The following is a 12,294-nucleotide window of genomic DNA, read 5'->3' as shown; positions in this document are numbered from 1 at the left end:
ATGTTAACTCTGCGCAAACTTTCCCTTGTCGTAGCGGTAGCGACAGGCACGCTGTCTTCACCGCTGATGGCGGTGGATTTTACCGGTTATGCTCGCTCCGGCATTGGCTGGACGGGCAGCGGCGGCGAGCAGCAATGCTTCCAGGCAACCGGTGCTCAAAGTAAATACCGTCTGGGTAACGAGTGCGAAACCTATGCTGAACTTAAGCTGGGTCAGGAAGTGTGGAAAGAGGGCGACAAGAGCTTCTACTTTGACACCAACGTGGCGTACTCGGTTTCTCAGCAAAACGACTGGGAATCCACTTCACCGGCTTTTCGTGAAGCCAACGTCAAAGGTAAAAACCTGATCGACGCCCTGCCGGGTTCCAGTATCTGGGCCGGTAAACGTTTCTACCAGCGCCATGACGTTCACATGATCGATTTCTACTACTGGGATATTTCCGGCCCGGGTGCGGGTCTGGAAGATGTCGATCTGGGATTTGGTAAGCTGTCGTTTGCCGCAACGCGCTCATCGGAAGCGGGCGGCTCTTACACCTTTTCTAACGATCGCATTCGCAATTACGCCACCAGTACCGCAGATGATGTGTTTGACGTCCGTCTGGCAGGGCTGGAAACCAACCCCAATGGCGTTCTGGAACTGGGTGTGGATTACGGCCGTGCCAATGCGCGTGATGGCTACCGCTTAGAAGATGGCGCATCCCGAGACGGCTGGCTGTTCACCGCCGAGCATACGCAGAGCATGCTCAAAGGCTACAACAAATTTGTGCTGCAGTACGCGACCGATGCGTTGACGTCCCAGGGGAAAGGGCTGGCACAGGGCACGAATATCAATAACAACGGCAAGATGTATCGGGTTCTGGACCACGGGGCGATCAGCCTGGCGGAACGCTGGGACATGATGTACGTCGCGATGTACCAAAACACCGATCTGGATAACAACCGGGGTAATGAGTGGTACACCGTTGGCGTGCGGCCCATGTACAAATGGACGCCGATCATGAGCACCCTGTTGGAAGTGGGCTATGACAACGTGAAGTCACAGCAGGTCGGCGAACGCAATGGTCAGTACAAAATCACGCTGGCGCAGCAGTGGCAGGCGGGAGACAGCATCTGGTCACGTCCTGCGCTGCGGCTCTTCGCGACCTATGCCAAATGGGATGAGAAGTGGGGTTATAACAAAGACGCGGCCGGTGATATCACCACCTTCGCGTCACAGGACAGCACCGGAAACGGCCTGTTTACCAACAGCCGCGGCAACAATGATGAGTGGACCTTTGGCGCGCAAATGGAAATCTGGTGGTGATCCCTTTTCTGGATAAACCGCTGTAGACCGTTTCGCACTGTGTTTCAGGCCGCGGCGGCTATTGCCTGCGTTGCCGCGGCCTGCCCGTTTCTCGAGGTTAAAAATGAAAACGTACAAAACATTCACCGCACTTTGCCTGAGCGCGCTCCTGCTGGCAGGACACAGTCTGCCTGCACGGGCCGCGATCAATCTGATGCCGCAGGATGTCTCTGCAGCGCCCGCCATTCCGCTTACCAGCCTGCAGAGCATGCACTGGCAACCCCTGGATACCGCACGGCCGCAGGTAACGACGTTAACGGCCGGGCACAGTCCGCTAAACGTTGCCGGTATCACCGGGCCGGTCGCCGCTTACAGCCTGCCTGCCACGCTGGGCGAGCTGACAATCACCTTAAGCAGTGAGGTACAGCAGAACCAGGTCTTTGCGCCCAACGTGCTCATTCTGGACGAAAACCTGCGTCCGGCCGCCTGGTTCCCCAGCCGCTGGTTTTCTTATCAGCAACCTGGCGTGATGGCCGCTGACCGGTTGGAAGGCGTGATGAAGTTGACCCCGGTTCCCGGACAGCAAAAAATTTATCTGTTGGTATTCACCACAGAGACGGATCTTGCTCAGACCACAACGCTGGTTGATCCGGCAAAAGCCTATGCCAAAGGCACCGGCCATGCCGTTCCCGATATTCCCGATCCGGTTGCCCGTCATACAACATCTGGCACAGTAAAAATAAAGCTGAGCACCCGCTCGGATTCCTCAATACTGGTCGGGCCGTTGTTTGGATCCTCTGGCCCGGCTCCGGTTACGGTCGGAAACAGTCAACCAGCGGCAGCCAGTCGTGCGCCCACTGCGGCTCCTGCAGCGAAAACACAGCCTATTGTTCAGGATACCGAAGGCTATTTTAACGATGCTATTCGCCAGGCGTCGGCGCAGGGCAATATTGATAAAGCGCTCAGACTGCTGGATGAGGCCGAACGGCTCGGCTCGACGTCTGCGCGGCAAACCTTTATCAGCAGTGTTAAAGGCAAGGGGTAATCACTCCGGCAGTGCTGATTTGTTCCATCTGGTGCGCTGAGGCGCACCTTTTTTTATGAGGTCAGTGACCTGTCCCTCGCGCTTAACCTGTTCCGTTCTGGCGTAAATTCGCGTCTATCTCTTTCAAAGACGCTGATACTTTTGGTCAGGCTTTGCGCAATCCTCAGCCTAAATGATGTTATTGAGGTACCCGATCGCGTTCCAGGACGCGCGTAACCGTCGGCACTGATACAAAAAAGGCTCTATCACAACTGGAGCCTTCATCATGTTAATACGTCTGATTATCTCTTTTTCCCTCATCGTATTTAGTCATTCTGCGATGGCCAGCAACGGCTTTCGCCAGTTCATAGCAGGCGAGCAGCAACGCCCGGTTGAAGTTGCCGTGTGGTATCCCAGTGCAGCGTCGTCGCCCAAGGAAAACATTGCGGATAATCCCGCGTTTACAGGTGTCAGCGTGGTGCGAAATGCTAAACCCTTGCCCGGCTTACATCCTGTATTACTGTTATCTCATGGTTATGGCGGGAGCTGGCGCAACCTTGCATGGCTGGCCGACGCGATGGCTGAACAGGGATATATCGTGATTGCGACCAATCATCCCGGTACCACGACGTCGGATTTAACATCGGCACACGCAAGACAGCTCTGGCGGCGTCCTCAGGATTTAATCATGGCACTGGAGCGGATTCTGAACGATCCCCTGCTGGCAGGGCGTGCTGACGTTAAACGAATCGCCGCTGTCGGGCATTCTCTTGGCGGCTGGACGGTAATGGAATTAGCGGGGGCGCGTTTTAATCCTCAACAATTTGCTCATGACTGCATCCAACACGCTGAGTTGTCCAGCTGTCGGCTAATGACAACACTGGGCCTTGATAACAGGCAAGGGGCCAGCCACCTGAGCTCAGACCTGCAAGACCGGCGTATTAAGGCAGTAGTGGCGCTGGATTTAGGGTTAGCTCGCGGACTCACGACGCAGAGTCTGGGGCATATTCGGCTGCCCGTGCTGATCTTAGCGGCAGGTGTAGATTCGCCGGCGCTGCCTGCCTCGCTTGAATCGCAGTATCTGGCAAAGGCACTGTCGAGTGACGTTGTCACTTATGGTGTTATCCCTGGCGCGACCCATTTTAGCTTTATGCAGCAATGCAAACCGCAGGGGGAGGCGCTGATTGAGCAAAGCGCGCCGGGCGAAGGGGAAGTCTGCCGGGATAGACAGGGCGTGAACAGAAACGCACTTCACAACATGTTGATCGGTAAAATCAGTGCGTTTCTCAACACCGCGCTTCACTATCATCCATAGCCTGACGAAATGCGGTGGGGGTTTTCCCCGTAATGCGCATAAATTCCCGGTTGAAGTTCGACTTACTGATAAACCCGGTTTCAAGCATGATGTCGGTAATTTTTAGCTGTGGCTGGCGCAGCATGTCCTGCGCCTTTTCTATACGAAACCCATTGAGCCATTGCGAAACGTTGCACTGCCGTGTAGCGTTTACCGCGCGAGAAATATGCCGTGCTGGAATATCGAGTTTGCGTGCAAGCTTGTTCAGCGTAAGATCGGTATCAAGATAGTAAGCGTGTGCGCGGACAAGGTTTTCGATGTGCAGGCATAAGGGCTCAAGCGTCGCATCCTTTGCCTCATCATCGGTAAGGGATGACGTTTCTTCGGCGTGAGGTTCACCCGCAGGAACGCTCTTTACTGCCCGGACAATGGCAATACAAAGTAACGGTAGTGTCATTCCCTGAAACAGGGCAATTAATTGCGGGGCAATATTCATCATCCTGCTGATAACCGCGTCGGTGAGTGCCGAAAAGCAAAGAAAACACCCCGCAAAAAAGGTCATTTTCTGCGTTATGGAGGCTTCTCTGAAGCGTGATTCGACAAAAAAATCAGCTCCGTTTGTTGCTGCACGTAGTAGTGCGATGCCATAACCTGCATAAATCAGAAACAACAGAGCATCGGTCAGAACGGGCAGACACAGCTGGATGATGATGGCAGTATAAACAGGGATAACAGCCAGCTTCAGGCGACGCGCACGGGATTGATGCGTAAGGCCGCTGAAGCACGACCAGGCTACTGCGGGTAAGAGTGTTGCCAGTATAGCCTGCAGGGGTTTAAGAAGAGAGAAATGCCATTCCCACCTAATTATACTCAAGGCCATTAGTCCTGCCGACGCTGCAATAAACATCATTGCCCCACGGTATTCGCGCTTACCAGAACGAATGAGCATCATCATTAATATCAGTAGTGCAAATAACGTCAAAGCAGGAAAGGGAATCGAAAACATACGCTAACTCAAAAGCCAGAATGGCGTCCATTTTACAGAGTAAAAAACACGAATCGATAGCTAAACGCAAACCTTATGTTCTGCCTTTGTTTTCTCACGCCAGTCCATTTTGGTGTACTGCTCTTCATGCTGACCGCATTGAACAGCCTCTGCGACAACGATTTCAGCGATCCGGGATCACGCCTGAAACTTATCCCTGGATCGCCTGATTAATCACGAACAACGCCGGGAAATCTCCTCCAGCAATGCCGTGATACGCTTATCTGCAAACATCGCCTCCAGCGACAGGTTTAGCTTACGCCGCCAGTTCGGATAAGCCTCTACCGTGCCCGGCACATTAACCGGCGAGGCCATATCCAGCCAGTCTTCGGGTTGTAAACCCAGCAGGGCGCTGGTGCAGTCCGCGAGATACTGATGGATAACCTGGTTAAGTAACAGGCTCATGCGCGGACTGTTTGCCTGAACCCGCCCTTTGGGCTTGAGGTAACCGTGGCGCGTCAGGGTCTGAAGCAGCGCCGATCGGGCTGCCCGGCGCTGATGATACAGCCCGGCAAGCACCGCTTTATCAGGATACAACCCCAGTTGGCTCCCCAGTGTCAGATCGTCACTTTGCCACCAGCCCCGGAGCGTTGGCATATCGTGAGTGGTGGCTACAGCCATCGCCTGACGCGGCCATGCCGCAGGTGGGCGAAAGCCCTTGTGCGAGTTTTGCTCAAAATAGAGCACCTTATACGAGTAGACGCCAGCATTGTGGAGTTTATCGATAATCGCCTCCGGCACCGTGCCTAAATCCTCACCAATCACCATGCAGCGCTGGCGCTGACTTTCCAGCGCCAGAATAGCGAGCAGATCGTCAATGGGATAGGCGACATACGCGCCTGCGGCGGCCGTTTCTCCTTGCGGAATCCACCACAGTCGCAGCAAAGCCATGACATGATCGATACGTAACGCCCCACAATCGCGCATATTCGCGCGCAGCAACGTAATCCAGGGTTCGTATGCCCGATCATACAAAGATTGCGGATCCATTGGCGGCAGCCCCCAGTTCTGGCCAAGCGGGCCCAGAATATCCGGCGGGGCGCCTGTGCTGGCCGCTAAACAGTAAAGTCCGCGTTGGCTCCAGGTTTCCGATCCCCCTGCGGCGACGCCAACGGCCAAATCGCGATAAAGTCCAGGTGCCATCTGGTGCTGCTGGCACAGGTGCCAACAGGCGGCAAACTGACGCGCCGCCAGCCATTGCAGCCAGAGATAGAAACGAATCTCATCGCCATGTTCAATCCGAAACGCGTGTACGGCGGCCGTATCGGGTTGTTGATAGGCAGTGGGCCACGTTTGCCAGCCGTGACTCAGGGGATCTTCTTCGCGAAGCCAGGCCTGCAGGGCATCGAACAATCCCTGATGCAGCAGACTTTCACCGCCCTCAGCCACAAACGCCTCAAATGCCTCGGCCTGACTATCCTCTTTCTCACGCTGCATAAACTGCTGCCAGGCAAACCGCAGGGCATCCAGCTTAAGTGATGCCACCGTCGAATAATCGACCCAGGGCGCGTGACGCGCCTGGTGCAGCCTGTGTTGCGTTTCTGCCGACTGCCACCAGCACTGCGCAGCGGCACTCAGGTTAAAGTCCTCAACCTCAGGAACGCTGATATAGAGCACGTTGAGCCAGCGCCGGGAAGACGGGCTATAGGGGCTGGCATCATCAGGTAACGCAGGAAAAAGCGCATGCAGGGGGTTCAGCCCCACAAAAGCGCCACCGCGCATGCCAACCGCCTTCACCATGTCCCGCAGGTCAGCAAAATCGCCGATTCCCCAGTTCTGATCCGATCGTAAAGCGTAAAGCTGGACACAGGTTCCCCAACGTTTCTCGCCCCGTAGCAAGGCCTCCGGCTCATAGCAACGTGACGGTGTCACTATTATCTGGCACCTCGATTGCTGTGCATCCGCGTTTATCGTCAGAAGATGGTAACCTTCAGGCAGCGCCGGGAGCGTCAAAGACGCCTCAGGCTCGCATTGCCCTGACCAGCGTTCACCCGATTCGCCCTCCAGGTGCCAGCGTGCCGGGCCAGCCAGAGAGGGCGTTAAACGAATGGGCAAACCCTGGGTAAAGACGGCGACCGGTGGGATAACGCCAGGGCCAGGGCCCGGCTGCATCGCCGCCAGCAAGCGATCGCGGGTCGATGCAGAAACCTGCCGGACCGCCCCATGCGCATCAACATATTCAGTGGCTACCCTGCCGATCCCGGCCGGATAATGAAGTGGTTTCATGCTGATCCTTAGCGTTTACGCTGCCAGATACGTTGCTGATAGTGCCGAATCGACCGGTCGGCGCTGAACATGCCGCAGCGAGCGGTGTTGAGTATCGTGGCGCGCGTCCAGGCCGCTTTATCAGACCACAGTGCTTCAACGCGCTGCTGAGCGTTGAGGTAATGCCGGAAGTCGGCCAGCACCAGATAAGGATCGCCGTTTTTAGCTCCCAGACTGTGCAACAGCAGATCAAAAGCGTGCCGGTCGCCTGCGCTGAACGTACCATCCTCCAGTGACGTTAGCGCCTGGTCGAGCAGGGCGTCTTTTTCGCGCCATTTTCCCGGGGCATAGCCAGCGGCCTTGAGGGCGTTAACCTGTTCTACCGTATGACCAAAAATAAAGATATTCTCATCGCCGACCTGTTCAGAAATCTCCACGTTCGCACCATCGAGCGTGCCAATGGTCAGTGCGCCGTTCAGGGCCAGCTTCATGTTGCCGGTGCCCGAGGCCTCTTTGCCCGCCAGTGAAATCTGCTCTGACAGGTCTGCGGCCGGGATAAGCCGTTCTGCCACAGAGACGTTGTAGTCGGGAATAAACACCACTTTGAGGCGATCGGCCACGCGCGGATCGGTGTTGATGACGTCGGCCACCTTGTTGATGGCAAAAATGATATTTTTAGCCAACGCATAGCCCGGTGCCGCTTTCGCGCCGAAGATCACGACGCGAGGACAGCGGTTCGCCTGAGGATCGCTCACCAGGGTTTGCCATAGGGCGATGGTATGCAGCAGGCTGAGATGCTGACGTTTGTACTCGTGCAGCCGTTTGATTTGCACATCAAACAGGGCCTCGGGATTCACCTTAATCCCGGTACGTTGCGCAATCCAGCAGGCCAAATCCACTTTATTGCGCTGTTTAATCTCGCGGTACGCCGTGCAAAACCCCGTATTATCCACCTGTTTTTCCAGCCCCTGAAGCGCATCCAAATCGTTGAGCCAGGGCTGATTAAGCGTTTTTCCGATAAGCGCCGCCAGTCGGGGATTACACTGATGAATCCAGCGGCGCGGCGTGATGCCATTGGTGACGTTGTGGAATTTTTCCGGCCACAGGGTGACGTATTCCGGGAACAGATCGTCTTTTACCAGTCGCGAGTGCAGGGCGGCCACGCCGTTTACCGCAAAGCAGGTCACCACGCATAAATTGGCCATGCGCAGCTGCTTACCGTGCACGATGGCCAGTTTCGACCACACGGCCTTGTTCCCAGGCCACTGCCGGTTAACCGCCTCTTTGAGCTGGGTATTGATGGCGTTAACAATCTCCATGTGCCGCGGAAGCAGGCTGCGCACGATGTGGGTATCCCAACACTCCAGCGCTTCCGGCATCAGCGTATGGTTGGTGTAGGCAAAGGTGCGCTGGGTAAGGTGCCAGGCGTCCTCCCAACTGAGCTGATAGTCATCCAGCAATAGCCGCATCAGTTCAGGGATAGCCAGCGTTGGGTGCGTATCATTCAGCTGGATCACCTCATGATCCGGCAGGGTTTCAATGGCACGGCCCGCCAGACGGTGACGACGAAGAATGTCTGCCAGCGAACAGGCGCACTGAAAATACTGCTGCATCAGGCGCAGTTTTTTTCCTGCCTGATGGTTGTCGTTGGGGTAAAGCACTTTGGTCAGTTTTTCCGCATTAATGCCTTGCTTTTCCGCCCGTAAAAAAGCGCCGCCGTTAAACGTTTTGAGATCGAAAGGGTGCGCATGTTTTGCCTGCCACAGCCGCAGAGGCTGCGTGAGGCCATTCTCAAAGCCCACGACCGGCAGATCCCAGGCTTCGCCCTCCAGTTGAAACGCAGGCTGCCAGTGCGCTTTGCCATTCTCTGCCACGACTTTGCCGCCCAGGCCTACCTGCACCGTTAGCGCAGCATTATGTGTAAACCAGGGATAGCGGTCGCGCTGCCAGTCGTCGGGCAGTTCATCCTGTTCACCTTCGACAAAGCGCTGACGAAACAGGCCATATTGGTAGTTCAGGCCATAGCCCGTTGCGGGCTGACCCACCGTGGCCATCGCGTCCAGAAAACAGGCCGCCAGCCTGCCCAGTCCGCCATTGCCCAGCGCCGGATCGCTCTCGCTTTCCAGCACCTCGTTCAGCGAAACATCCCACTGCTTCAGGGCCGTATTAACGCCGTCGAACCACCCTAAGTTGAGCAGGTTGTTGCCGGTCAGTCGCCCGGTGAGAAACTCCATAGAGAGGTAATTCACATGGCGCAAATCGCCGGATGCCGGTCGGGCGGGCAGCGCGTTGAGCATTTCTACCAGCGCGCCGCTCAGAGCCTGCCACCACTGATATGGCGTCATTTCTCCTGCATCATGCAGGCCAAAGCGTTGCCACTGGCGCGTCAGCGCAGCGTCAAAACGGGAACGATCAAAAGGGTGCTGTGTCATAGCCGGTTGTCCTGTCGACAAAGAATGGGAATGAGGATGAGTCTGCCCTTGCGCGCGGAATCGCTCATCCTCCTGGCAAAAGTTCCGTCAGGATGAGGGCAAGGGAGGAGACGGTGAGGCAAGTCTGAAAATTTCACTTAAGTGTGATTAGACTCGCTTTTGTGAAGATTCGCTAAAGCGTCCGCTTGCTTTATCAGGAGGGATAGCTGAACGTGTGAGGAATAATTACGAAGCGTAAAAAAATGATGCGCCAGACGTTAACGGAGAAGCGTGCGTACATGTTAATCCCCTCTAAACTCAGCCGTCCTGTCCGCCATGAAGCCACGGTGAAACGGGAGCGGCTGATACGAAAACTTTCCGCTGCAGGTAACTACCGCCTGGTGCTGGTAACCAGTCCTGCAGGCTATGGCAAAACCACCCTGATATCGCAGTGGGCTGCAGACAAAGCCGATTTGGGCTGGTACTCCCTGGATGAAAGTGACAATCAGCCAGAGCGTTTTGCGGACTATTTAATTGCCGCCCTGCAGCAGGCCACGCACGGCAGCTGTAGCCGGAGCGAAGCGCTGGCAAACAAACGGCAGTACGTGAATCTGAATGCGCTGTTTACGCAGATTTTCAATGAGCTTCATGCCTGGCATCAACCGCTGTGGCTGATTATCGATGATTACCATCACATCACCAATCCGGTGATTCATGAAGCGATGCGTTTCTTTTTACGCCATCAACCTGAAAACGTTACCCTGGTGGTGCTTTCGCGTAATCTTCCCCAGTTGGGGATCGCCAACCTGCGCGTTCGCGAGCAGTTGATGGAATTGAGCAGTCAGCAACTGGCGTTTACCCATCAGGAGGCGCAGCAGTTTTTTGATGCCCGACTGCCTGCGCCGCTGGAGTCCGAAGATGCGGGGCGCCTGTGTGATGACGTTGCAGGCTGGGCTACGGCGCTGCAGCTTATCGCGCTCTCGGCCCGACAGGGGGCGGGCGCGGCCCAGCACTCCGCGCGTCGCCTGTCAGGGATCAATGCCAGCCACTTAACCGATTATCTGGTTGAGGAAGTGCTGGATAACGTCAGTCTGACCACGCGCCATTTTCTGCTGAAAAGTTCGCTGTTGCGTTCACTTAACGCGCCGCTGATTACCCAGGTGACAGGCGAGGATAACGGCCAGTGCTGGCTGGAAGACATTGAGCGGCAGGGACTGTTTCTGCAGCGGATGGATGACTCCGGCCAGTGGTTTAGCTATCACCCTCTGTTTGGCAGTTTCCTGCAACAGCGTTGCCAGTGGGAATTGGCTGCCGAACTTCCGGCGCTGCATCGGGCGGCGGCAACCAGCTGGATGGCGCAGGGCTTCCCGAGCGAGGCGATTCATCATGCGCGTGCTTCCGGTGACGCGGAGATGCTGCGTGATGTGTTAACCGAGCACGCATGGTCGCTGTTTAATCAAAGCGAGCTGCCTTTACTGGAGTCCTCGCTGAATGCACTGCCTTGGGCGATGCGGCTCGATAATCCCAGCCTGGTGTTGTTACAGGCCTGGCTGATGCAAAGCCAACACCGCTACGCAGAGGTGAACAGCCTGCTGGCCCGATTTGAGCAGGAAAGCCAGTGCGAAATTGATGCGGTATTACGCGGTGAATTTAACGCGTTACTGGCGCAGGTCGCCATTAACGATGGCAATGCCGATGAGGCGGAACGCCTGGCGATGCTGGCGCTGAATACGCTGCCTGAGAGCCGCCACTACAGCCGTATCGTGGCAACCTCGGTACATGGCGAAGTCATGCACTGTAAAGGCGAGCTGAGTAACTCGCTGGAGTTGATGCGCCAGACAGAGCAAATGGCGCGGCGGGATGAAGCCTGGCACTATGTGCTCTGGAGCCTGATCCAGCAAAGCGAAATTTTGTTTGCTCAAGGCTTTCTGCAAACGGCGTACGAGACTCAGCAGCGGGCCTTCGTGCTGGTCAAAGAGCAGCATCTTTCACACTTTCCGCTGCATGAGTTTCTGTTGCGTATCCGCGCCCAGCTGCTGTGGGCCTGGGGCAGGCTGGATGAAGCCGAGCAGGCGGCACGCGAGGGCATGAAAGTGCTGCAGGGTTATCAGCCTCAGCAGCAAATACAGTGCCTGGGCTTATTGGTGCAAAGCGCAATTGCCCGGGGCAACCTGGACAACGCACGCAGCCTGTTGAACCGGCTGGAAAACCTGCTAAACAACGGCCGCTGGCACAATGACTGGCTCGCCAATGCCGATAAGGTCAGAGTGCTGTACTGGCAAATGACCGGCGATACGCAAAGCGCCAGTGAGTGGCTGCGTCAGACACCTAAACCGGCCTGCGCCAATAACCATTTTTTGCAGGGCCAGTGGCGAAACGTGGCACGGGCACAGATTTTGCTCGGGCATTACACGCAGGCAGAAGTGATTCTCGACGAGCTTAATGAAAATGCGCGCCCCTTGCAGTTGATGAGCGATCTCAACCGTAATGTACTGCTGCTGAACCAGATTTACTGGGAAACCGATCAGCGTGCAAAAGCGCAGCATGCGTTGCTGGATGCGCTCCGGCTGGCCCGCAGCACGGGGTTCATTAGCCACTTTGTGGTGCAGGGCGAATCCATGGCGCAACAGCTGCGTCAGTTATTGCAGTTGAATACCCTTGATGAGCTGGATAACCACCGCGCGCGCCGCATCCTTAACGAGATCAATAAGTATCATCGTCACAAATTTGCCCATTTTGATGAAGGCTTTGTCAGCCGTTTGCTGAATCATCCTGACGTGCCCGAGCTGATTCGTACCAGTCCGCTAACGCAGCGTGAATGGCAGGTGCTGGGGCTGATCTATTCCGGCTACAGCAACGAGCAGATTGCGGCGGAGCTGGATGTAGCCTCAACCACGATCAAAACCCATATCCGGAATCTTTATCAGAAGCTGGGGATTACGCATCGGGCTGAGGCGATGACTCAGGCGCAGTCGATGCTGAAAATGATGGGTTACGTCTGAGAAAGGCAACAGGCAGCGACGCGCTGCCTGTT

The 12,294-nt window shown here is 55.9% G+C and carries 7 protein-coding genes; 4 read left to right on the top strand and 3 right to left on the bottom strand.

The window, feature by feature from the left end; all coding sequences use genetic code 11:
* From PAGR_RS11220 to PAGR_RS11210, 3 genes are all read left to right on the top strand, one after another.
* Positions 1 to 1,302 (top strand): maltoporin, encoded by a 1,302-nt coding sequence (locus PAGR_RS11220; RefSeq protein ID WP_014605832.1) that lies wholly within the window; start codon positions 1 to 3, stop codon positions 1,300 to 1,302.
* A 103-nt stretch (positions 1,303 to 1,405) separates the two neighbouring features.
* Positions 1,406 to 2,326: a maltose operon protein MalM gene (malM, locus tag PAGR_RS11215; RefSeq protein ID WP_014605831.1), complete on the top strand. Its 921-nt coding sequence runs from the start codon at positions 1,406 to 1,408 to the stop codon at positions 2,324 to 2,326.
* Positions 2,327 to 2,591: 265 nt separating this feature from the next.
* Positions 2,592 to 3,620 carry an alpha/beta hydrolase family protein gene (locus PAGR_RS11210; RefSeq protein WP_014605830.1) on the top strand — a complete coding sequence of 343 codons (1,029 nt, stop codon included), beginning with the start codon at positions 2,592 to 2,594 and terminating at the stop codon, positions 3,618 to 3,620.
* Here the strand turns inward: PAGR_RS11210 and PAGR_RS11205 are convergent.
* From PAGR_RS11205 to malP, 3 genes are all read right to left on the bottom strand, one after another.
* A complete protein-coding gene (locus PAGR_RS11205) occupies positions 3,592 to 4,605 on the bottom strand; it encodes a helix-turn-helix domain-containing protein (RefSeq protein ID WP_014605829.1) in 1,014 nt (337 codons plus the stop codon). The two genes, PAGR_RS11210 and PAGR_RS11205, sit on opposite strands and share 29 nt — an antisense overlap.
* A gap of 213 nt (positions 4,606 to 4,818) precedes the next feature.
* Complete coding sequence (malQ, locus tag PAGR_RS11200; RefSeq protein ID WP_014605828.1) at positions 4,819 to 6,870, bottom strand: 4-alpha-glucanotransferase; 2,052 nt, start codon at positions 6,868 to 6,870, stop codon at positions 4,819 to 4,821.
* 8 nt (positions 6,871 to 6,878) lie between these two features.
* Positions 6,879 to 9,281 carry a maltodextrin phosphorylase gene (gene malP, locus PAGR_RS11195; RefSeq protein WP_014605827.1) on the bottom strand — a complete coding sequence of 801 codons (2,403 nt, stop codon included), beginning with the start codon at positions 9,279 to 9,281 and terminating at the stop codon, positions 6,879 to 6,881.
* 278 nt (positions 9,282 to 9,559) lie between these two features.
* Here malP and malT point away from each other — a divergent pair, with 278 nt between their 5' ends.
* Positions 9,560 to 12,262, top strand: coding sequence for an HTH-type transcriptional regulator MalT (malT, locus tag PAGR_RS11190; RefSeq protein ID WP_029570015.1), 2,703 nt, complete (start codon positions 9,560 to 9,562; stop codon positions 12,260 to 12,262).
* Positions 12,263 to 12,294: the final 32 nt, after the last annotated feature.

The organism is Pantoea ananatis PA13 (assembly GCF_000233595.1).
Classification (GTDB): Bacteria; Pseudomonadota; Gammaproteobacteria; order Enterobacterales; family Enterobacteriaceae; genus Pantoea; species Pantoea ananatis.
Note: the sequence above shows the minus strand (reverse complement) of the source record. Positions and strands in the feature narration are given on the sequence as shown.

Excerpts from the sequence above, each read along its gene's own strand:
- malT (WP_029570015.1), top strand. The coding sequence starts at position 9,560 with ATGTTAATCCCCTCTAAACTCAGCCGTCCTGTCCGCCATGAAGCCACG.
- PAGR_RS11205 (WP_014605829.1), bottom strand. The coding sequence starts at position 4,605 with ATGTTTTCGATTCCCTTTCCTGCTTTGACGTTATTTGCACTACTGATA.
- malM (WP_014605831.1), top strand. The coding sequence starts at position 1,406 with ATGAAAACGTACAAAACATTCACCGCACTTTGCCTGAGCGCGCTCCTG.
- malP (WP_014605827.1), bottom strand. The coding sequence starts at position 9,281 with ATGACACAGCACCCTTTTGATCGTTCCCGTTTTGACGCTGCGCTGACG.
- malQ (WP_014605828.1), bottom strand. The coding sequence starts at position 6,870 with ATGAAACCACTTCATTATCCGGCCGGGATCGGCAGGGTAGCCACTGAA.
- PAGR_RS11220 (WP_014605832.1), top strand. The coding sequence starts at position 1 with ATGTTAACTCTGCGCAAACTTTCCCTTGTCGTAGCGGTAGCGACAGGC.
- PAGR_RS11210 (WP_014605830.1), top strand. The coding sequence starts at position 2,592 with ATGTTAATACGTCTGATTATCTCTTTTTCCCTCATCGTATTTAGTCAT.